Source organism: Arthrobacter woluwensis (genome assembly GCF_900105345.1).
GTDB lineage: Bacteria > Actinomycetota > Actinomycetes > Actinomycetales > Micrococcaceae > Arthrobacter_E > Arthrobacter_E woluwensis.
In genome coordinates this window covers 2,701,337-2,721,085 of sequence record NZ_FNSN01000003.1, presented here as the reverse complement: position 1 = coordinate 2,721,085, position 19,749 = coordinate 2,701,337, and the positions used below count along the sequence as shown (strand labels likewise).

The following is a 19,749-nucleotide window of genomic DNA, read 5'->3' as shown; positions in this document are numbered from 1 at the left end:
CGTACCGTCAGGTCGCTGTCAGACCGTCACGTCTCGGGCGCCCTCGGGAGAGGGCGCCCCGGACCCTACTTGGTCCAGACGAGCGGCTTGTCGCGGTACGGGTTCAGGTCGTAGCTGAGGTAGTTGCTGGAGTTGCCCGTGTAGGAGACTCCGGTCACCGCGGTTCCGGTCGGGGCGAGGGCGATCTGGCAGTCCACCTGCGTGTCGCCGATGGCCCGGAAGCTCTTGGAGTAGGGGCACTTGTCGAAGCCGCCGAAGATGATCAGGCTGCCGGCCGGCGAGCCGCCGGCCAGGGTGCCCTTGAAGGACGTGTGCGTCCAGGAGACCGAGGTCTTGATCGGGTTCAGCGTCTGCTTGAGGGTGACCTCGCTGTGGATGTAGTACGGCACGTAGCCCTTGTACTTGTCCGAGTTCTTGAGGCCGGCCAGGTCCGCGAACGAACCCTTCTCGATGCTGGTGACCTTCACGTCGAAGAGCTGCTTGTCGTAGTAGTCCTTGCCGGGCTTGCCGGTCTGGACGAAGATCTTGCCGGTCTGGCCGATCTTGAGGGTGGTGCCGGCGGGGGTCATCTGCTCCACCGAGGGGCCGCCCTTGGGATCGGTCGCGGGAGCGGCACTGGTCTCCGACGGCGTCTCGGACGGGGTGTCCGAGGGGGATGACTCGGTGGACGGAGTCTCTTCCGGGGTCTGCGAAGGAGTGCTCGAGGAGCTCTCCACCGGGGCCGGATCCTTCTTGGTGTCCACGGTGATGGTGCAGGCGCTCAGGCCCAGGGCCAGTGCGGCCAAGGCTGCGACGGCGCCCGCGCTGCGGGTGCGAGTGGTGAAGAGTGACATGGTTCCCTGATCCTTGCTACTGCGTCAGATCGCACCTGTTAGTGCAATCATTGGAGCAATTGTGGCATGTTCCGTGCCCTGGCCGCGATGGGTACCTCTCCCCATGACGAAGGCTGGGAGGGGTGTGACCAGACGCCCGGGCGGCCGCCGTGCAACCGCTCGTGACAACGTCGGGGGAGCCTCACGGGAGCTTCCCGGGCGCGGGGGAAGGTCCGCGACCTCCTATACTGGAAGGCGTGCTTTCGGGACTGGTGATCGTGGACAAACCACAGGGTTGGACGAGCCACGATGTCGTGGCCCGTATGCGTCGGCTGGCGGGGACCCGCAAGGTGGGCCATGCCGGAACCCTCGACCCCATGGCGACCGGTGTTCTGGTGGTCGGCGTCAACAAGGCGACGCGTCTCCTGACGTACATCGTGGGCACCGGCAAGCGCTACACCGCCACCATCCGCCTTGGCCAGTCCACCGTGACCGACGATGCCGAAGGCGAGGTCACCGCCGAACAGGACGCCGCGTCCGTCACGGAGGAGTCCATCCGCGAGGCCGTCCTGGCGTTCCTCGGTGACATCCAGCAGGTGCCCAGCAGCGTCAGCGCCATCAAGGTCAACGGCGAGCGGTCCTACGCCCGCGTGCGGGCCGGTGAGGACGTGGCGCTGGCGGCACGGCCCGTGACCATCCGGCGCTTCGACGTCCTGGACATCCGCCGCGACGGCGCCCTCATCGACGTCGACGTGGACGTGGAGTGCTCCTCGGGGACCTACATCCGCGCTCTGGCCCGTGACCTGGGCGCAGCGCTCGGCGTCGGGGGGCATCTCACCGTGCTCCGCCGCCATGAAGTCGGTCCGTTCACCCTCGACGCCGCCCGGACCCTGGAGCAGCTCGCCGAGGACTTCCAGGTCCTGGACCTGGCGCAGGCCGCCCGTGATCTGATGCCGGTGCGGGAACTCAGCGCCGAGGAGGCGGCGGATCTGTCCCATGGCCGCCGCATCCCGCGCGACGAAGCGCTGCCCGGAACCGCCGACGCCCCGGTCGCCGCCTTCGCGCCCGACGGCGCCCTCGTGGCACTCCTGGCCGACTCCGGCCGACACGCCAAGCCCGTGCTCGTCTTCCCTCCGGACGCTCCGGAGGCGCCCGCCGGGTCTGCCGGGTCTGCCGCGGGGGAGCGGTGATGGACGTCTATTTCTGGATCATCGCCGTCGTGGGGGTCGCCTCCACGGTGATCTGCGCCGTCGCCGGCGCCCTGGGGAAGAAGCCCAACGACGTGACCATCCTGTCCGTGGGGGCCGTGTGGCTCGCGCTGCTCGTCTACCTGGTGGGATCGATCGTCCGCGTGAGCCTGGGGGAGCGGATCCGCGGAGAGGCCTGGGAGTTCTGGGGCTACATGATCACGGCCCTGGTTCTGCCGCTGGGCGCCGTCTACTGGTCCGTGGTGGAACGGACCCGGTGGAGCAATTTCGTCATGGCGGTGGTGGGCGTGACGGCGCTCGTGATGGCCGCCCGTATGAACCAGATCTGGTACTAAAGGGAGAATTCGGTGATGACCACCCCCAGCAACAAGGAACAGACGGGCGCGGAACAGACGAGCCCGGAGCAGGGCAACACCCGGAACACCGGTCCGGGCCGCCTGCTGATCGCCGTCTACGGCGTCTTCGCCTTGGCGGCCACCGCCCGCGCCGCGTATCAGATCGCCACCAAGTTCCACACCGCTCCGCTCGCCTACCTCCTCTCGGCGCTGGCCGCCGTCGTCTATATCGTCGCGACGGTGTCTCTGGCGCGGAAGGGCACTGCATCCTTCCGGGTCTCGGTGGTTGCCGTCAGCCTGGAGCTTCTCGGCGTCCTGGTGGTCGGCGCGCTGAGCGTCTTCGACGCCCAGGCGTTCCCGGCGGACACCGTCTGGTCCGGCTTCGGCAAGGGCTACGGTTTCGTGCCGCTTTTGCTGCCGCTGCTCGGCCTCTGGTGGCTGTACAAGCGACGGCCGGCCGCGGCCTGAGGGCCCGGCGCTTTCCGCCGCCCGCGCACCCGGTATTCTTGACAGGCCGCTAGCCGCGGCACACCGCTCTTGTAGGGGATGGCTCATGGTTGACATTTGGCGGGACCTCTCGGAGGTTCCGGAAGCTTACGGTCCCACCGTGGTGACGATCGGGAACTTCGACGGCGTGCACCGGGGCCACCGCCGCGTCCTCAGCCGCCTGGTCGAGGCCGCCCGCGAGGGTGGCGCGCGCGCCGTCGTCGTGACGTTCAACCCGCATCCCGCGCAGGTCCACCGTCCCGAGCATGCGCCCGAACTCATCATGGGACTTCAGGACCGGATCGAAGCGCTCGGCGCGGAAGGCGTCGACGCGGTCCTCGTCATGCATTACACGCCGGAGCTCGCCTCCATGAGCGCGCGCGGTTTCGTCCAGGACGTCCTGGTGGACGGCCTGCGGGCCTCCGGCGCCGTGATCGGCCACGACACCCGTTTCGGCGCCGGCAACAGCGGCGATGTGGACACCATGCGGGAATTGGGCGCTGAACTCGGCTTCCAGGTGGAGGTCATCGACGAATACGGCAGCGACGACGACGGCGGCCTCTCCCGCCGCTGTTCGTCCACCTGGGTGCGGGAGGCCCTCGCCTCGGGGAACGTCGGGCAGGCCGCCGAGGTGCTCGGCCGCCCGCATCGCATGCGCGGCGAAGTGGTCCACGGCGCCGCCCGCGGCCGCGAACTCGGATTCCCCACGGCGAATCTGGCTCACGACTCCTCGGGCTTCGTCCCCGCGGACGGCATCTACGCGGGGTGGCTCGTCGATGAAGCGGGCACCCGCTGGCCCGCCGCCATCTCCGTGGGCTCCAACCCCACGTTCGAGGGAGTCCAGCGCCAGGTCGAGGCCCACGTGATCGGACGGCCGGACGAACCGGTGGAGAACTTCAACCTGTATGGACAGTGCGTCGTGGTGGAGTTCGTCTCCCATCTGCGCGGCATGGTCGCCTACCGCGGTCCCGAGGCGCTCGTGGAGCAGATGTGCCTCGACGTCGCGCAGACGCGCGAGATCCTCGGGGTCGGCGCACCCCAGGCCTGACTACCCTTCGGGTCGTCCGCGCTCGGGCGATCCGGCCTTGAGGCGTTCGGCGAACGCCCGATGGTCCGCCGCGTTGACCTCCTCATAGGCGAGTGACCAGTCCAGCAGGGCCGATCCCACTTTCCGGCTCCGGCCGAGGTATCCGGCGATCCGGGTGGCCGCCGGAGACTGCGAGTGGGCGCGGGACAGCAGCAGCGCGCATGCCTGGGCATATCCGTGGAACGGGCCGTCCTCCAGGGTCGAGGCGTCGATCCCGCCCTTCATGTCGCGGAACTGCCGCAGGTAGAAGTCGCCTTCCGGCGCCTGCAGATGGCCCAGGAACGGGTCCGAGCAGGCCTGGAGGATCTTCTGGAGACCGACCACACGGGCGCCTTCACCGCGTTCGGCGACCCCGTCCAGCAGGGGGCGCGGCTGCGCGATCCCGCCGTACTCGGCCAGCACGCTCCGGCGGGCCTCCTTCGCCTGCAGGATGAGGACGTCGTCCGCGGAGTCCTGCAGCGCCAGCACGAAGCACTGGGTTCCGACGCTCCCCACGCCCACCACCCGGCGTGCGAAGTCCGCCAGCGAGTAGTGCTGGACCAGGAAGGCGATGTCGATCGCGGCATTGCGCTGATAGGCCTTGAAGAGCGCGTTGAGATCGCGGGTCAGGGACGGATCCACGTGCTCCATGACGGGCGGGTCGTCCAGGAACCGGATGCGGCCGTCCTCGCCCTTCCGGGTCAGCTTGCGGGCGGCCTGCCCGGCGGTCCGCTTCCGCGCCTTCGTGATCGCGTCCTGGAGTGCCTTCCGCGACGGTCCGGAGAGCCTGCTCAGCGTCTCCTCGGCGTCGACGTTCGCGTAGTACCGCTCCACGGGGCTCAGCCGGAGCGCGGCGTCCAGGCCCAGCCGGTAGCCGTCGACGGCGGCCAGCACGGCGTTCTCGATGACCTCCGGACTGCGTCCGCTGTCCCGGCCGGCGATGACAAGGCTTGTGACGAGGCGCTTGAGGTCCCACTCCCACGGCGCCCAGGCGGCCTCGTCGAAGTCGTTGAGATCGAACACCAGGCTTCGCTCCGGGGAAGCGTAGAACCCGAAGTTGGCGAGGTGGGCGTCGCCGCAGGAGGCCACCAGGATCCCGCTGTGCCGGTCGCGGGCGAGGTCCGCGGCCATCACGGCTGCGGCCCCGCGGTAGAAGGCGAACGGTGAGGCCGCCATCCTCTCCTCGCGCAGTGGGACCAGGGCGGGCACCCGCGTCGCGTTCTGCCGGTCGAGGATGTCCAGCGGCTCCCTGCCGTCCGTGGTGAGCCGCGCCAGTTCCCGGCGGGGATGGGATGACCGGGCCGCCCGGCCGGCGGTGAGCTGTTCCGTGAGGGTCGCGCGTGCAGGCTCCATGAGGACAGTCTGGTGGCCGCCTTCGCTCCGGACAAGCGGCGCCTCCGTCGATCCCGCCCCGCCTTTCGACAAGGTACGGCGGATGACGATAGAATGACAGGTGGATTCGGCTGCAGTCCGTGGTTGCCGAATCCGTTGCCTGCCCGCCTCGGCGGCAGGCGGCTACCCGGCAGTGATTTTCTGTCCGGGCCTCACGGCACAACTCATAGGAGTTCACTGTGGCACTTGACGCCGCCGTAAAGACGCAGATCATCCAGGAATTCGCCACCCACGAGGGTGACACCGGTTCCCCCGAGGTTCAAATCGCTGTGCTGTCCAAGCGCATCTCTGACCTGACGGAGCACCTGAAGTTCCACAAGCACGACCACCACACCCGCCGTGGCCTCATGGCTCTGGTCGGTCGCCGCAAGCGCATGCTGCGTTACCTGCACGACACCGACATCAACCGCTACCGTTCGCTCATCGAGCGTCTCGGCCTGCGCCGCTAGTTGGTCCGGAAGCGGCCCGCTCCTCGAGTGGGCCGCTTCCTGCGGCACTGGCGAAAACTGAGTTCGACAGAAAAGCACATCAGCAGAAGACCTTCCGGATCCGCGCATTCGCGGTCCTCGGTAGTGACTCGCGGGACGGGCCCCGAAGCCCTGGGCCCGAGAGTCTCGATCGAAGACCGGGTGACGTACAGGACGGCGACGCCGCCCCTGGGCTGGAGCGGACGGTTTTCACACATGAAACGGAGGTGACCCTTGGAGGGTCCCGAGATCCAGTTCTCCGAAGCGATCATCGACAACGGCCGATTCGGCCAGCGCGTGATCCGCTTTGAAACCGGCCGTCTGGCCAAGCAGGCCGCAGGTGCGGCCATGGTGTACATCGACGATGACACCGCCCTGCTCTCCGCCACCACCGCGGGCAAGCACCCGCGTGAGGGCTTCGACTTCTTCCCGCTCACCGTCGATGTGGAAGAGCGCATGTACGCCGCCGGCCGCATCCCCGGCAGCTTCTTCCGCCGCGAAGGCCGTCCGTCCACGGAAGCCATCCTGGCCTGCCGTCTAATGGACCGCCCGCTGCGCCCGGCCTTCGTGAAGGGCCTGCGCAACGAGGTCCAGATCGTCGTCACCGTTCTGGCGATCAACCCGGACGAGCTCTACGACGTGGTCGCCATCAACGCGTCCTCCATGTCCACCCAGCTCTCCGGCCTGCCGTTCTCCGGCCCGATCGGCGGCGTCCGCGTCGCGCTGATCGCCGATGAGCAGGGCACCCAGTGGGTCGCCTTCCCGAAGCACTCCCAGCTCGAGAACGCCGTGTTCGACATGGTCGTGGCCGGCCGCATCGCCGGTGACGACGTCGCGATCATGATGGTCGAGGCCGAGGCCACCGACAACTCCTGGAACCTCATCAAGGAACAGGGCGCCACGGCCCCGACCGAAGAGGTCGTGGCCGAGGGCCTCGAGGCCGCCAAGCCGTTCATCAAGGCCCTGTGCGAGGCACAGGCCGACCTGGCCGCCCGCGCCGCCAAGCCCACGGTCGAGTTCCCCGTGTTCCTGGACTACCAGGACGACGTGTTCGCCGCCGTCGAGGCCGCCGCTGCGACCCGCCTGGCCGAGGTCTTCCAGATCGCGGACAAGCAGGAGCGCGACGCCGCTTCCGACGCTCTCAAGGACGAAGTGGTCGCCGCTCTGTCCGAGCAGTTCGAGGGCCGCGAGAAGGAGCTGTCCGCAGCCTTCCGCTCCGTCACCAAGCAGGTCGTGCGTCAGCGCATCCTGAAGGACCAGGTCCGCATCGACGGCCGTGGCCTGACGGACATCCGTCAGCTCACCGCCGAGGTCGAGGTCCTGCCCCGCGTGCACGGTTCCGCCATCTTCGAGCGCGGCGAGACCCAGATCATGGGTGTCACCACGCTGAACATGCTCAAGATGGAGCAGCAGATCGACTCCCTGTCGCCGGAGAAGACCAAGCGCTACATGCACAACTACAACTTCCCGCCGTACTCCACCGGTGAGACCGGCCGCGTCGGTTCCCCGAAGCGCCGCGAAATCGGCCACGGCGCTCTCGCCGAGCGCGCCCTGGTGCCGGTGCTGCCGAGCCGCGAGGAGTTCCCCTACGCGATCCGTCAGGTGTCCGAGGCTCTCGGCTCCAACGGCTCGACGTCGATGGGTTCCGTCTGTGCCTCCACCCTGTCCCTCCTGAACGCCGGTGTGCCGCTGAAGGCCCCCGTCGCCGGCATCGCCATGGGCCTGGTGTCCGACGAGGTCGACGGTCAGACCCGCTACGCGGCCCTGACCGACATCCTCGGCGCCGAAGACGCCTTCGGCGACATGGACTTCAAGGTCGCCGGCACCCGTGAGTTCGTCACGGCCATCCAGCTCGACACCAAGCTGGACGGCATCCCCGCCTCCGTGCTGGCCGCCGCTCTGAAGCAGGCCCGCGAGGCCCGCCTCCACATCCTCGACGTGCTCAACGCCGCGATCGACACCCCGGACGAGCTCTCCGAGTTCGCTCCGCGCGTCATCGCCGTGAAGATCCCCGTGGACAAGATCGGTGAGGTCATCGGCCCCAAGGGCAAGATGATCAACCAGATCCAGGAGGACACCGGCGCGGACATCTCCATCGAGGACGACGGCACCGTCTACATCGGCGCCACCAACGGCCCGTCCGCCGAGGCTGCCCGTTCCGCGATCAACGCCATCGCGAACCCGCAGATCCCTGAGGTCGGTGAGCGTTACCTGGGCACCGTGGTCAAGACCACCACGTTCGGCGCGTTCGTCTCCCTCACCCCGGGCAAGGACGGCCTCCTGCACGTCACCGAGCTGCGCAAGCTGGCCGGTGGCAAGCGCGTGGACAACGTCGAGGACGTCGTCTCCGTGGGCCAGAAGGTCCAGGTGGAGATCACCAAGATCGACGACCGTGGCAAGCTCTCCCTCTCCCCGGTGGTTGAGGACGAGGCCGAAGCCCCGGCTGGCGAGTAGTACATGGCAGCCACTGAGCTGCCTCTGAGCGTGGAGCATGGCCGTCCGGTCCTGCTCCACGCCCATGATGGGGCAGAAGTCCGCCGGACCATCCTCCCGGGCGGCGTCCGCGTCCTCACCGAATCCATGCCGGGGCAGCGCTCCGCGACCATCGGCTTCTGGGTCGGCGTGGGCTCCCGCGACGAGGTGGGCGGCCAGCACGGCTCCACCCACTTCCTCGAGCACCTGCTCTTCAAGGGCACCCGACGCCGGACCGCTCTGGAGATCGCCTCCGCCTTCGACGAGGTGGGCGGCGAATCCAACGCGGCCACCGCGAAGGAGAGCACCTGCTACTACGCCCGCGTGCTCGACCGTGATCTGCCGATGGCGATCGACGTCATCGCGGACATGATCACCGGCGCCGTCCTCGACCCCGAGGAGCTCGAGCAGGAGCGCGAGGTCATCCTCGAAGAGATCGCCATGGACGCGGACGATCCCACCGATGTGGCGCACGAGCACTTCGTGTCCGCCGTCCTCGGCGAGCATCCGCTGGGCCGCCCGATCGGCGGCACTCCCGAAGCCATCCGCGCCGTGGCGCGGGACTCGGTGTGGGAGCACTACCAGCAGCACTACCGTCCCCAGGAACTCGTGGTCACCGCCGCCGGCGGTCTGGACCACGACGTCGTCTGCTCGCTCGTGGAGGAGGCTCTCCGGTCCGCCGGCTGGCCGATGACACAGGGCACCGCGCCGAAGCCGCGCCGGTCCTCGGTGGCGGCCGAGATCTCCGGGCAGCCGGGCCTCGCCGTGGTGAAGCGTCAGGTGGAGCAGGCCAACATCATCCTGGGCTGCCCGGGGCTGGTGGCCGGCGACTCCCGCCGTTACGTCATGAGCGTGCTGAACTCCGTGCTCGGCGGTGGCATGTCCTCCCGTCTGTTCCAGGAGATCCGCGAGAAGAAGGGCCTGGTGTACTCCACGTACTCCTTCTCGTCGAGCTACGCGGACACGGGCTACTTCGGTCTGTACGCGGGCTGCAGCCCGGCCAAGGTAGGGCAGGTCATCACCCTGCTCCAGGCCGAACTGGACAAGCTCGCGGAACACGGCATCACGGAGTCGGAACTGAGCAAGGCCAAGGGCCAGCTTTCCGGCGGGATCGTGCTGGCCCTGGAGGACACCGGCTCCCGGATGTCCCGCCTGGGCCGTGCGGAGCTCGTGTCCGGCGAGTTCCAGAGCATCGACGACACGCTCGCACGGATCGACGCCGTGACCGCGGACGAGGTCCTGCAGCTGGCGCGGGACATGGCCGGGCGTCCCCGCACCATCACCGTCGTCGGACCGTTCGACGAGTCGGAGACGTTCGGGCTTTAACGAAGCGCGGAGCAACGATCTGCTCTGCCTGCTATTCCCACGGCGGCGTGGTCACCACACGCCGTGGTCAGGGCCGTGGGGCCCTTTTATGCAGGCTGCCGCAGATCCTTGCTCCGCGCTGTGCTTTTCCGGATGTCTTCGGGTCGTCGGGTGGTGCTCAGCCGCCGGCGAAGGGTGGGAGGACGTCCACCGTGTCGCCGGCGGAGAGGGGCTTGGCGTGGTCCTTCGCGGCCACGCCGTTGATGAGGAACGAGCTCCGGGACAGGACCCGGGAGAGTTCCGGGGCGTCAGGGGTGGCGCCGGGGCGCTCGAGCCGCTGGAGGGTCTCCAGGAGCGCGCCCAGGGTGAACGGGGCCGCGGAGGGGGCCGCGCCGTCGTCGTCCGTGGGGGTGAATGCCGCGGTGTCGATCCGCTCCTCGTCCAGTCCGGCGGCCGCCTTGGCCGCGGCGAAGTACCGTACCGTGATCATCTGTTCTGTTCTCCTGGGTGACTCTGCGTGACTCAGCCGCCGATGGCGCTCATGGAGCGGTCCGGCTGCACGAAATCGGGGGCGTCGAGGCCCACATGGCCCATGCCGTGGGCCTTCGGCTTGACCCACATGGCCTCCTGCCAGCGGCGGACCAGCTCGTCGTCGTCCGCACCGGAACGGAGCGGCCCGAGGAGGTCGAACTCCTCACGGGAGAACAGGCAGCTCATGACCTTGCCCTCGGCGGTGAGGCGGGTGCGCCGGCAATCGGAGCAGAACGGCTCCGTCACGGACGCGATGATGCCCACCGTGCCGAGCGCCTCACCGGTCTCCCGGGAGAACACCGTGAACCGTTCCGCCGGGGCGCCGTCGCGCTGGCGGGGGTCCGGTCCGAGGTCGAACCGCTCCTCGATGATCTCCCGGGTCTGGGCGGCGGTGATGAGCTGTTCGCGCTGCCAGATGTGGTCCGCGTCCAGCGGCATCTGCTCGATGAACCGCAGCTCGTAGCCGTGTTCCAGCGCCCAGGCCAGCAGATCCGGCGCCTGGTGATCATTGAGGCCGCGCATGAGGACCGCGTTGAGCTTCAGGGGGGTCAGCCCGGCCTGCGCGGCGGCTTCGACGCCGCGCAACACCTGGTCCAGGAAGTTGCGCCGGGTCAGCGTGGCGAAGGTTTCGGGGTGGATGGAGTCGAGCGAGACGTTGATCCTGCTCAGCCCGGCGTCCCGGAGCGCCTGCGCCCGTGATTCCAGGCCGACGGCGTTCGTGGTCATCGAGATCGGCAGCTCGGGATGGTCGGAACGCAGTCCCGCGATGATCTCCACCAGATCGGCCCGGACCAGCGGCTCGCCGCCGGTCAGACGCAGTTCGCGCACGCCGAGGCGTTCCACGGCCAGCCGCACCAGGCGGCGGATCTCGTCCTGGGTCATGAGGCGGTCCTTCGCCATCCAGTCGAGTCCGTTGGCGGGCATGCAGTACGTGCAGCGCAGATTGCACTTGTCGATCAGCGAGACCCGGAGGTCGGTCGCGAGGCGCCCGAAGCGGTCCAGAAGACCGCTGTGGTCAGGCATCGGCGACGGGCCGCCGTCCCGCACGGCAGGGGGAAGCCCGGGCATGCCGAGGGCTACGCGCACGCCCGCATCATGTGCGGTGTTCTCCATGTCTTTCACCCTACGCCAGCCGGACGGCACCAGGATGTTTCAGTCTTGTCATAACTGCCGATCCCCTGCTCTTGATCGGTGGCACCGGCCTACTCTGGAGAAATGAACGGTGCCTCGCCCTCTCCGGAATCCCCGGCGGCTTCACGCTCCGGCTGGTCTCCGGGCTGGCGGGTGACGGTGCCGGCCGCCGTGTGCGGTCTGCTCGCCGTGGGGACCGGAGTGCTCGTGGGGGAGTTCCTCAGCACGTGGCTGAGCCCCTCGCTGACACCCTTGAACGCCGTGGGCGGGATGGTGATCGACGCCGTTCCCGCACCGGTCAAGGAGTGGGCCATCGCCAGCTTCGGCACCTCGGACAAGACCGTGTTCGGAATCCTCATGCGCGTCATCGCCGGGCTGCTGGCGGCGCTGGCCGGGATCCTGGAATTCCGTCGTCGCCGGGTCGGCGTCCTGCTGGTGGCCGCGGTCGGGGTCGTGGCGGCGTGGGCAGGAGCTGTGAGGCCCGACGGCGGCGCCGTACCGGCGGTGCTGGGCCTGCTGTCCGGCGTGGTGGCCGCCGTCGTGCTGTCCCTCCTGATCACGCGGCTCGGCGACTGGGCGCGGAGCGGTTCCCGGACGGAGCCGGCGCGCGGAACCGAGGGGGAGGCGGTGGATCCCGCGAGCAGCCGCCGCCGGTTCCTCGGCGCGGTCGGTGCGAGCGCCGTGGGGGTCGCCGTCCTCGCGGCGGGGACGGCCGTGGCGCGCGGTGCCCGGAACGGCTACCAGACAGCGCGAGCGGCCCTGAAACTCCCGGCGTCGGCGAAGGCCGCGCCGCCCGCTCCGGCCGATCTCCCCGTGCCGGGCATCTCGCCGTGGTCCACCCCGAACGGCGAGTTCTACCGGATCGACACCGCACTGGTGGTGCCCTTCGTGGACCCCGCCACCTGGACTCTCAAAGTCACCGGGCTGGTCGAGCGGGAGGTCACGCTCAGCTTCGACGAGCTGCTCGCCAAGCCACTGCGCGAACTGGACGTGACCCTCGCCTGCGTGTCCAACGAGGTGGGTGGCGACCTCGTGGGGAACGCCCGCTGGCTCGGCTGGCCCGTGCGGGAACTGCTCGCGCAGGCAGGGGTGCGGCCGGGCGCCGACATGGTCCTCTCCACGAGTGTGGACGGCTTCACCGCCAGCACGCCGCTCGAGGCGTTGAGCGACGCGCGCGGCGCGTTGCTGGCGATCGGCATGAACGGCCAGCCGCTGCCTCCCGAACACGGCTTCCCGGTCCGGCTCGTGGTGCCCGGCCTGTACGGCTACGTCTCCGCGACCAAGTGGGTCACCGAGCTCAAGGTCACGACGTTCGCTCAGGACATGGCGTACTGGACGTCCCGCGGCTGGTCCGACCACGGTCCCATCAAGCGGTCCAGCCGGATCGACACGCCTCGCCAGGGCGCGACCGTCCCAGGGGACGGCGTCATCGGGGGTGTGGCCTGGGCCCAGGGCACCGGCGTGGCCTCCGTGGACGTGCGGCTCGACGACGGCGCGTGGCAGCCCGCGCGCCTGGGCGGCGACGGCGGCACGGACTCCTGGCGGCAGTGGTCACTGCCCGTCGCCGCGCTGACCGGAGGAGCTCCCGCTGGGGGCGAGCACCGGCTCACGGTCCGCATGACGGGCCGGGACGGCCGGCCCCAGTCGACGGACCTGGCGCCCCCGGCGCCGAACGGTTCCAGCGGCCTCCACACGATCACCTTCCGGGTCGGATGACAGCGTGCGTCCGGAGCGCGATGCCCGTGCGGTGATGCCGGACCACCGGCGCCGTGTCGTCCGAGCCGGATCCTCGGCGGTGGCCCGGGACCGGCTGCGGCCTGCCACAATGGGGCCATGACTTCGCATTCCGAGCCGTCCGCTCCGCGCGCCTCCCGGGGCCGGCGGAGCGTCGACGACCATGCGGCCGCCGTCCGGGACCTTCTGCATCCCGCGCTGGAACGCCTGGGCCGGGACGCCGTCACCGTGCCGCTCCCGGAGGCCCGTGGACGGGTGCTGGCCCGGCCTGTGATCGCGCCCCTGGACCTTCCGCCCTTCGACAACTCCCAGATGGACGGGTATGCCGTCCGGTCCGCCGATCTTCCGGGGCGGGTGACGGCCGTGGCGACGATCGCGGCGGGCCACGCCGAGGCGGCGCTCGCACCGGAACCCGGCCCGCGCGCCGCCGCCCCGATCATGACCGGCGCCATGCTGCCGGCCTGGGCGGACGCCGTCGTGCCCGTGGAAGCCGCCGATCCGCCGCGCTTCGTGGCGACCGGCGAGGAGGTGACCCTGCCGGAGGCGCCGGCAGGGCAGTTCGTCCGCGCCCAGGGGAGCGATGTCACGCGGGGGACCACCGTGCTGGAGCCGGGGGTGCGCCTGGGAGCGGCTCAGATCGCGCTGCTCGCCGCCCTCGGCCTGGTGGACGTTCCAGTGCGTGACGCACTGCGCGTCGCGGTGCTCAGCACCGGCGATGAGCTGGTGCAGCCGGGGGAGACCCTGCCTCCCGGGCGGATCTACGATTCGAACGGTCCCATGCTCGCGGCCGCGCTCGAGGACGCCGGCGCAGCGGTCCTGACCGTTCAGGCGCAGGAGGACAGCCCGGAAGGGCTTCGGGCCGCGCTCGCCCGGCTCGACGGGGTCGACCTGGTCGTGAGCACGGGCGGTATCAGCCAGGGGGCCTTCGAAGTGGTCAAACAGGGCCTCGAGGGCGGAGTGGAGTTCGTCTCGGTCGCGCTGCAGCCGGGCGGGCCCCAGGCCCTGGGCGCCGTGACCATTGCCAGCGGCACCGTGCCGTTCCTCGGATTCCCGGGCAACCCCGTGAGTTCCCTCGTTTCCTTCGAGATGTTCCTCCGCCCCCTCCTGGCCGGCCCGCGTCCGAGCGTCCGGGCCGTGCTCGAGGGCGCCGCGGACAGCCCGGCGGGCAAGCACCAGGTCCGGCGAGGCGCCCTGCGGGACGGACGGGTCCGGCTCGAAGGCGGCGCCGGATCGCACCTCCTGCACGCCCTGGCACAGGCCGATTGTCTGGTCCACCTCCCGGTGGGCCTCGAGCGCGCCGACGACGGCGCCGAAGTGGAAGTATGGATCGTATGACGCAACCCCAGGCCGGAGACGGCCCTCAGCTGACCCATGTCCGGGCCGACGGCAGCGCCCACATGGTCGATGTCTCAGCCAAGGAGGAGACCACGCGCGTGGCCACGGCCCAGGCAGTGCTCCGGACCACGCCCGAGGTCCTGCGGCTGCTCGGGGAGGGCGGTCTGCCCAAGGGCGACGCGCTCGCCGTGGCCCGCGTCGCCGGCATCATGGCCGCGAAGAAGACGCCGGAACTCGTGCCGTTGTGTCATCCGCTGCCGATCTCCAAGGTCACGGTGGACTTCGAGCTCCTGGAGGATGCCGTCCGCATCGAAGCGCTGGTCAAGACGCGCGGCGTGACCGGGGTGGAGATGGAGGCCCTCACGGCGGCGAGCGTCGCGGCACTCGGCGTCTACGACATGATCAAGGCCGTGGACAAGCACGCGGTCATCACGGACATCCAGGTGCTCGCGAAGAGCGGCGGCAAGAGCGGGGACTGGACGCGATGAGCCACGGACTGAGGAAGAATCGCGCAGGAGTGGTGGTGGCGTCCACGAGCGCCGCGGCGGGACTCGCCGAAGACCTGACCGGTCCGGTGCTGGTGGACTGGCTGCGGGAGCACGGCTTCGAGGTGGGCGAACCGCTCGTGGTGCCCGACGGCGCCGCCGTGGGCGCCGCTCTCCGCGCGCTCGTGCAGGTGGGATCCGCCGTCGTGATCACCACCGGGGGCACCGGCCTGACCCCGGATGACCTCACCCCGGAGGAGACCCTCCCCCTCCTGGACCGGCAGGTGCCCGGTCTCATGGAGGCGATCCGTGCGGTCGGGCTCGCCAAGACCCCGTTCGCCGCCCTGAGCCGGGGGTACGCCGGCCTGGCCGGCGACTGCCTGGTGGTCAACCTGCCGGGCTCCCCGAAGGGCGTCATGGACGGCCTCGGCGTCCTCGACCCCCTCATCAGCCACATCTGCGCCCAGGCCCAGGGAGAACACCATGACCACTGAAAATGCACAGCCCACTGAGAACGCACGGCCGGCCCAGCACGCCCGCGTCCTGTTCGCGGAACTGAGCTCCGCGCCGATCTCCGCCGACATGGCCCTGGACGCCGTGTCGCACGACCGGGCCGGCGCCGTCGTGACCTTCTGCGGCGTGGTCCGGGACCATGACGGCGGCCGTTCCGTGGACCGTCTCAACTACTCGGCGCATCCCAGCGCGCAGGAGGCCCTCGACCGGATCGTCGCCGAGCTCGGGGACACCCACGGCGAGGCGACGCTCTGGGTGTCGCACCGCGTGGGGGCCCTTTCGATCGGCGATGCGGCGCTGGTGTGCGCCGTCGCCACGCCGCACCGTCGCGAGGCGTTCGCCCTGTGCTCGGACATCGTGGAGCGCGTCAAGGCGGAGGTGCCGATCTGGAAGGAACAGTTCTTCTCGGACGGGACCGTCGAATGGGTGGGCGTCTGAGGCTCCGCGTCTGAGGGGGCCGTCCCCGTTTTCCGTGCCCGCCCGGCGCACGGATACGCTTGATCCATGAGCATCAGAGTGGCAGTGATCGGCGCGGGCGGGCGCATGGGCAGCGAGGCCGTGAAGGCCGTGGAGGCGGCTCCCGACCTGGAGCTGGTCGCCGCACTGGGCCGTCAGGACGCGCTGGAGGGCATCCTCGACGCCGGCGCCACCCACGTGGTGGACCTGAGCGTGCCCGACTCCACGGAGCGCAATGTCCGCTTCGCCGTCGAGCACGGCCTGCATGCCGTGGTCGGGACCACGGGCTGGACGCCCGAGCGTCTCGATGCGCTCCGCGGACTGCTCGCGACGCAGCCCGGCGTGGGTGTCCTGATCGCGCCGAACTTTGCCCTGGGGTCCGTGCTGGCCAGTGCCTTCGCGGCCAAGGCCTCCCGTTACTTCGAATCCGTGGAGATCGTCGAACTGCACCACCCGGACAAGGTGGATGCCCCGTCCGGCACCGCGGCGCGCACCGCGGAACTGATCGGCGCCGCGCGGGAGGCGGCAGGTGTCCCGGCGAGCCCCGACGCGACGCAGAGCGACCCGCTCGGGGCCCGGGGCGCCGTCGTCGACGGTGTTCACGTCCACAGCGTCCGGCTCCGTGGCCTGGTGGCGCACCAGGAGGTCCTGCTGGGCGGTCCGGGCGAGCAGCTGACCATCCGGCACGATTCGTACGACCGCGCGTCGTTCATGCCCGGCGTCCTGCTGGGGCTGCGCGAGGTGGCGGGACACCCGGGGCTGACCCACGGGCTCGACGGCTACCTGGATCTGGGGCTGTAGATGAAGGAGTTCTGGGCCGCCTACAAGACCAAGATCTGGGTGGGCGCCATCACCCTCCTGCTGGTCTTCTACCTGGTGGTGACGTTCAACCGGGCCGTGCTGCTGCTGATGGATCCGCAGCCGGTGGCGAAGGCGATGGGCCTGGCGTACCTCGTGCTGCCGGTGGTGGGCGCGTGGGCCCTCATCCGGGAGCTGATGTTCGGGGCACGCACCGAGCGCATGGCGCGCATCCTGGAGGAGGAGGGCGGCCTGCCGCCGGACAACCTGCCGCGCACGCCCGCCGGCCGGATCGTCCGTGAGGCGGCCGACGCGGAGTTCGTGAAGTACCAGCGGGAGGCCGAGGCGGCGCCGGAGGACTGGCGCGTGTGGTTCCGGCTCAGCTGCGCGTACGACGCCGCGGGGGACCGCCGTCGTGCCCGCGCCGCCATGCGTGACGCGGTGGGCCTCTTCCGCCGCGGTTAGCAGCGCCGCGAGGGCGGTCGGCGCCGCTCCGGACATCGCCGCATTCCCGCCATACGGGACCGCGTTGCAGAGGTTGGACGGATTCACGATAACCTTCATGCATGGCTGTTTCTGGTACACGCACCCCCAACCTCGGAACTCTTCTGACCGCGATGGTCACGCCGTTCACCGATGATGGAGTGGTCGATTACCGGAAAGCGGCGGAGCTCGCCGAGCACCTCGTGGACAACGGCTGCGACGGTCTCGTCGTCACCGGCACCACGGGGGAGACCTCCACGCTGACCGATGACGAGAACGTGGGCATGTTCCGCGCCGTCAAGGAAGCCGTCGGGGACCGTGCCGTGATCATCGCGGGCACGGGCACCAATGACACCGCTCACTCGATCCAGCTCTCCCGTCGTGCCGAGGAAGTGGGCGTCGACGGTCTGCTGATCGTGACGCCGTACTACAACAAGCCGAGCCAGGCCGGGGTGCAGGCGCACTTCGAAGCCGTCGCGGACTCCACGGGCCTGCCCGTCATGCTGTACGACATTCCCGGCCGCTCCTCGATCGAGATCGCGCCGGAGACCATGATCCGCCTGGCGGAGCACCCCAACATCGTCGCGGTCAAGGACGCCAAGGCGGACTTCGCCAAGGCCACCCGCGTCCTGCGGGAGACGGACCTGGTGTTCTACTCGGGCGATGACGGCCTCACCTTGGAATGGATGGCCCTCGGGGCCGTCGGCCTGGTGGGCGTGACCACCCACGTGGCCACGGCGAAGTTCCGCGCCCTCGTGGACGCCGTGAACGCCGGAGACCTGGCGACCGCCCGCACCCTCAACTTCGACCTCGAACCCGTGGTCCGTGCCACCATGACCCGCGCCCAGGGCGCCGTGGCGGCCAAGCAGATTCTTCAGTGGCAGAACGTCCTGCCCAACTCGCGTGTCCGCCTGCCCCTCGTGGAGCTGAGCGACGCCGAGCAAGCCATCATCCGTGAAGACTTGGCGGAGGCCGCATGGGTCCTGGGTTAGAACATCCAGAATCCCCTGCGGCTGCCGCCGGAAAGTAGCCAGATATGACCCAACTCGCGTTTTCCCACCTCACCACGCCTCCCAAGCTGGCGAAGGACACGCTCCGCATCGTTCCCCTGGGTGGCCTCGGGGAGGTGGGGCGCAACATGGCGGTCTTCGAGATCGCCGGCAAGCTCCTCATCGTGGACTGCGGCGTGCTCTTCCCTGAGGAGACCCAGCCCGGCGTGGATCTCATCCTCCCGGACTTCTCCTACATCGAGGACCGTGTCGATGACATCCTCGCCGTCATCCTGACGCACGGCCACGAGGACCACATCGGCGCCGTGCCGTACCTGCTGCGCCTGCGCCGCGACATCCCCCTGGTGGGCTCCCAGCTGACGCTGGCCCTCGTCGAGGCGAAGCTCGTGGAGCACCGCATCCGCCCGAAGACGATGGTGGTGGAGGAAGGCCAGGTCGAGCAGTTCGGTCCGTTCAACTGCGAATTCGTCGCCGTGAACCACTCGATCCCGGACGCCCTGGCCGTGTTCATCCGCACCGCAGGCGGCACCGTGCTGCACACCGGTGACTTCAAGATGGACCAGCTTCCGCTGGACGGCCGCATCACCGACCTCCGTCACTTCGCCCGTCTGGGCGAGGAGGGCGTGGATCTCTTCATGTCCGACTCGACCAACGCCGACGTCCCCGGCTTCACCACCGCGGAGAAGGAGATCGGCCCGACGCTGGACCGCCTCTTCGGCCAGGCCAAGAAGCGCATCATCGTCGCGTCCTTCTCGTCCCACGTGCACCGCGTGCAGCAGGTGCTGGACGCCGCTGCGAAGCACGGCCGCAAGGTGGCCTTCGTGGGCCGCTCCATGGTGCGCAACATGCAGATCGCCGCGAAGCTCGGCTACCTCGAGGTGCCGGACGGCATCCTGGTGGACCTGAAGAACGTGGACAAGCTGCCCGATGAGAAGGTCGTCCTCATGTCGACCGGCTCGCAGGGTGAGCCGATGGCCGCCCTCTCCCGTATGGCCAATGGCGACCACCGCGTCCAGGTGGGCACGGGCGACACCGTGATCCTCGCGTCCAGCCTGATCCCGGGCAACGAGAACGCCGTGTTCCGCATCATCAACGGTCTGCTCAAGCTGGGCGCCGATGTGATCCACAAGGGCAACGCCAAGGTCCACGTCTCCGGCCACGCCGCGGCCGGTGAGCTCCTGTACTGCTACAACATCCTGGAGCCGCTCAACGCCATGCCCGTGCACGGCGAGACGCGGCACCTGATCGCCAACGGCAAGATCGCCGAGGAGTCCGGTGTGCCGGGCGAGAACATCATCCTGGCGGACAACGGCACCGTGGTGGATCTGCACGACGGTCTGGCGAACATCGTCGGCCAGGTCGAAGTGGGCTTCGTCTACGTGGACGGCTCCAGCGTCGGCGAGATCACGGACGCCGACCTCAAGGACCGCCGCATCCTGGGTGATGAGGGCTTCATCTCGATCGTCACCGTCATCAACCGCAGCACCGGCAAGGTGGTCTCTGGGCCGGAGATCCACGCCCGCGGCGTCGCCGAGGAGGACGCGGTCTTCGACGAGATCATCCCCAAGATCAATGCCGCCCTCGAAGAGGCCGTGGCGGAGCGCAAGGATCACACCACCCACCAGCTCCAGCAGGTGGTGCGCCGCGTCATCGGCACCTGGGTGAACCGACGTCTCCGTCGCAAGCCGATGATCATCCCGGTGGTCCTGGAGGCCTGATTCCTCCCGGCC

At 69.6% G+C, this 19,749-nt stretch carries 20 protein-coding genes; 16 read left to right on the top strand and 4 right to left on the bottom strand.

Annotation, left to right across the window (positions count from 1 at the left end):
* Window positions 1-65 precede the first annotated feature (65 nt).
* On the bottom strand, window positions 66-833 hold the full coding sequence (locus tag BLV63_RS13045) for a hypothetical protein (protein WP_066215287.1): 768 nt from the start codon (window positions 831-833) through the stop codon (window positions 66-68).
* A gap of 236 nt (window positions 834-1,069) precedes the next feature.
* On the opposite strand from BLV63_RS13045, the gene truB reads away from it, so the two are divergent.
* The 4 genes from truB to BLV63_RS13025 all read left to right on the top strand — a co-directional run bounded on the left by truB (window position 1,070) and on the right by BLV63_RS13025 (window position 3,889).
* Entirely contained in the window at window positions 1,070-2,002 is a 933-nt protein-coding gene (gene truB / locus BLV63_RS13040) for a tRNA pseudouridine(55) synthase TruB (RefSeq protein ID WP_074784294.1), read from the top strand.
* Window positions 2,002-2,355, top strand: a complete 354-nt coding sequence (locus tag BLV63_RS13035; protein WP_066215289.1) for a hypothetical protein — start codon at window positions 2,002-2,004, stop codon at window positions 2,353-2,355. Before truB ends, BLV63_RS13035 begins: the two co-directional genes overlap by 1 nt.
* Before the next feature lie 15 nt (window positions 2,356-2,370).
* Window positions 2,371-2,823: a hypothetical protein gene (locus BLV63_RS13030; protein WP_066215291.1), complete on the top strand. Its 453-nt coding sequence runs from the start codon at window positions 2,371-2,373 to the stop codon at window positions 2,821-2,823.
* An 85-nt stretch (window positions 2,824-2,908) separates the two neighbouring features.
* A complete protein-coding gene (locus BLV63_RS13025) occupies window positions 2,909-3,889 on the top strand; it encodes a bifunctional riboflavin kinase/FAD synthetase (RefSeq protein ID WP_066215293.1) in 981 nt (326 codons plus the stop codon).
* Here BLV63_RS13025 and BLV63_RS13020 read toward each other — a convergent pair whose 3' ends face one another.
* On the bottom strand, window positions 3,890-5,260 hold the full coding sequence (locus tag BLV63_RS13020) for a DUF2252 domain-containing protein (protein WP_066215294.1): 1,371 nt from the start codon (window positions 5,258-5,260) through the stop codon (window positions 3,890-3,892).
* 218 nt (window positions 5,261-5,478) lie between these two features.
* Between BLV63_RS13020 and rpsO the strand changes: the two genes are divergently transcribed.
* The 3 genes from rpsO to BLV63_RS13005 all read left to right on the top strand — a co-directional run bounded on the left by rpsO (window position 5,479) and on the right by BLV63_RS13005 (window position 9,564).
* Window positions 5,479-5,748, top strand: coding sequence for a 30S ribosomal protein S15 (gene rpsO / locus BLV63_RS13015; protein ID WP_066215295.1), 270 nt, complete (start codon window positions 5,479-5,481; stop codon window positions 5,746-5,748).
* A gap of 252 nt (window positions 5,749-6,000) precedes the next feature.
* The gene (locus BLV63_RS13010; RefSeq protein WP_066215297.1) at window positions 6,001-8,220 is read left to right on the top strand and encodes a polyribonucleotide nucleotidyltransferase; all 2,220 of its coding nucleotides are present in this window, start codon (window positions 6,001-6,003) and stop codon (window positions 8,218-8,220) included.
* A 3-nt stretch (window positions 8,221-8,223) separates the two neighbouring features.
* On the top strand, window positions 8,224-9,564 hold the full coding sequence (locus BLV63_RS13005; RefSeq protein WP_066215299.1) for a M16 family metallopeptidase: 1,341 nt from the start codon (window positions 8,224-8,226) through the stop codon (window positions 9,562-9,564).
* Between the two features lie 157 nt (window positions 9,565-9,721).
* On the opposite strand, the gene BLV63_RS13000 is transcribed toward BLV63_RS13005, so the two are convergent.
* Window positions 9,722-10,033: a MoaD/ThiS family protein gene (locus BLV63_RS13000; RefSeq protein ID WP_217640452.1), complete on the bottom strand. Its 312-nt coding sequence runs from the start codon at window positions 10,031-10,033 to the stop codon at window positions 9,722-9,724.
* Window positions 10,034-10,065: 32 nt separating this feature from the next.
* Entirely contained in the window at window positions 10,066-11,142 is a 1,077-nt protein-coding gene (gene moaA, locus BLV63_RS12995; RefSeq protein WP_066215403.1) for a GTP 3',8-cyclase MoaA, read from the bottom strand.
* A gap of 147 nt (window positions 11,143-11,289) precedes the next feature.
* Between moaA and BLV63_RS12990 the strand changes: the two genes are divergently transcribed.
* The 9 genes from BLV63_RS12990 (at window position 11,290) to BLV63_RS12950 (ending at window position 19,737) form a co-directional block, all read left to right on the top strand.
* Window positions 11,290-12,921: a molybdopterin-dependent oxidoreductase gene (locus BLV63_RS12990; protein ID WP_066215301.1), complete on the top strand. Its 1,632-nt coding sequence runs from the start codon at window positions 11,290-11,292 to the stop codon at window positions 12,919-12,921.
* A gap of 117 nt (window positions 12,922-13,038) precedes the next feature.
* A complete protein-coding gene (locus tag BLV63_RS12985; RefSeq protein WP_066215304.1) occupies window positions 13,039-14,274 on the top strand; it encodes a molybdopterin molybdotransferase MoeA in 1,236 nt (411 codons plus the stop codon).
* Complete coding sequence (gene moaC / locus BLV63_RS12980; RefSeq protein WP_107002017.1) at window positions 14,271-14,762, top strand: cyclic pyranopterin monophosphate synthase MoaC; 492 nt, start codon at window positions 14,271-14,273, stop codon at window positions 14,760-14,762. Before BLV63_RS12985 ends, moaC begins: the two co-directional genes overlap by 4 nt.
* On the top strand, window positions 14,759-15,253 hold the full coding sequence (locus BLV63_RS12975) for a MogA/MoaB family molybdenum cofactor biosynthesis protein (protein WP_066215309.1): 495 nt from the start codon (window positions 14,759-14,761) through the stop codon (window positions 15,251-15,253). The genes moaC and BLV63_RS12975 overlap by 4 nt, the downstream gene beginning before the upstream one ends.
* Window positions 15,243-15,710, top strand: a complete 468-nt coding sequence (locus BLV63_RS12970; protein ID WP_066215311.1) for a molybdenum cofactor biosynthesis protein MoaE — start codon at window positions 15,243-15,245, stop codon at window positions 15,708-15,710. The genes BLV63_RS12975 and BLV63_RS12970 overlap by 11 nt, the downstream gene beginning before the upstream one ends.
* A 66-nt stretch (window positions 15,711-15,776) precedes the next feature.
* The gene (gene dapB / locus BLV63_RS12965) at window positions 15,777-16,529 is read left to right on the top strand and encodes a 4-hydroxy-tetrahydrodipicolinate reductase (protein ID WP_066215313.1); all 753 of its coding nucleotides are present in this window, start codon (window positions 15,777-15,779) and stop codon (window positions 16,527-16,529) included.
* Window positions 16,530-16,991 (top strand): hypothetical protein, encoded by a 462-nt coding sequence (locus tag BLV63_RS12960; protein WP_066215315.1) that lies wholly within the window; start codon window positions 16,530-16,532, stop codon window positions 16,989-16,991.
* A 101-nt stretch (window positions 16,992-17,092) separates the two neighbouring features.
* A complete protein-coding gene (dapA, locus tag BLV63_RS12955) occupies window positions 17,093-18,001 on the top strand; it encodes a 4-hydroxy-tetrahydrodipicolinate synthase (RefSeq protein ID WP_066215317.1) in 909 nt (302 codons plus the stop codon).
* A gap of 44 nt (window positions 18,002-18,045) precedes the next feature.
* Window positions 18,046-19,737, top strand: a complete 1,692-nt coding sequence (locus tag BLV63_RS12950) for a ribonuclease J (protein WP_066215319.1) — start codon at window positions 18,046-18,048, stop codon at window positions 19,735-19,737.
* The last annotated feature ends 12 nt before the right edge of the window (window positions 19,738-19,749 follow it).

Bases quoted from the DNA above. Each gene is read 5' to 3' on its own strand.
- BLV63_RS13045 (WP_066215287.1), bottom strand. From the start codon at position 833: ATGTCACTCTTCACCACTCGCACCCGCAGCGCGGGCGCCGTCGCAGCC.
- BLV63_RS13035 (WP_066215289.1), top strand. From the start codon at position 2,002: ATGGACGTCTATTTCTGGATCATCGCCGTCGTGGGGGTCGCCTCCACG.
- BLV63_RS13030 (WP_066215291.1), top strand. From the start codon at position 2,371: ATGACCACCCCCAGCAACAAGGAACAGACGGGCGCGGAACAGACGAGC.
- BLV63_RS13025 (WP_066215293.1), top strand. From the start codon at position 2,909: ATGGTTGACATTTGGCGGGACCTCTCGGAGGTTCCGGAAGCTTACGGT.
- BLV63_RS13020 (WP_066215294.1), bottom strand. From the start codon at position 5,260: ATGGAGCCTGCACGCGCGACCCTCACGGAACAGCTCACCGCCGGCCGG.
- BLV63_RS13005 (WP_066215299.1), top strand. From the start codon at position 8,224: ATGGCAGCCACTGAGCTGCCTCTGAGCGTGGAGCATGGCCGTCCGGTC.
- BLV63_RS13000 (WP_217640452.1), bottom strand. From the start codon at position 10,033: ATGATCACGGTACGGTACTTCGCCGCGGCCAAGGCGGCCGCCGGACTG.
- moaA (WP_066215403.1), bottom strand. From the start codon at position 11,142: ATGCCCGGGCTTCCCCCTGCCGTGCGGGACGGCGGCCCGTCGCCGATG.
- BLV63_RS12990 (WP_066215301.1), top strand. From the start codon at position 11,290: ATGAACGGTGCCTCGCCCTCTCCGGAATCCCCGGCGGCTTCACGCTCC.
- BLV63_RS12985 (WP_066215304.1), top strand. From the start codon at position 13,039: ATGACTTCGCATTCCGAGCCGTCCGCTCCGCGCGCCTCCCGGGGCCGG.
- moaC (WP_107002017.1), top strand. From the start codon at position 14,271: ATGACGCAACCCCAGGCCGGAGACGGCCCTCAGCTGACCCATGTCCGG.
- BLV63_RS12975 (WP_066215309.1), top strand. From the start codon at position 14,759: ATGAGCCACGGACTGAGGAAGAATCGCGCAGGAGTGGTGGTGGCGTCC.
- BLV63_RS12970 (WP_066215311.1), top strand. From the start codon at position 15,243: ATGACCACTGAAAATGCACAGCCCACTGAGAACGCACGGCCGGCCCAG.
- dapB (WP_066215313.1), top strand. From the start codon at position 15,777: ATGAGCATCAGAGTGGCAGTGATCGGCGCGGGCGGGCGCATGGGCAGC.
- BLV63_RS12960 (WP_066215315.1), top strand. From the start codon at position 16,530: ATGAAGGAGTTCTGGGCCGCCTACAAGACCAAGATCTGGGTGGGCGCC.
- dapA (WP_066215317.1), top strand. From the start codon at position 17,093: ATGGCTGTTTCTGGTACACGCACCCCCAACCTCGGAACTCTTCTGACC.
- BLV63_RS12950 (WP_066215319.1), top strand. From the start codon at position 18,046: ATGACCCAACTCGCGTTTTCCCACCTCACCACGCCTCCCAAGCTGGCG.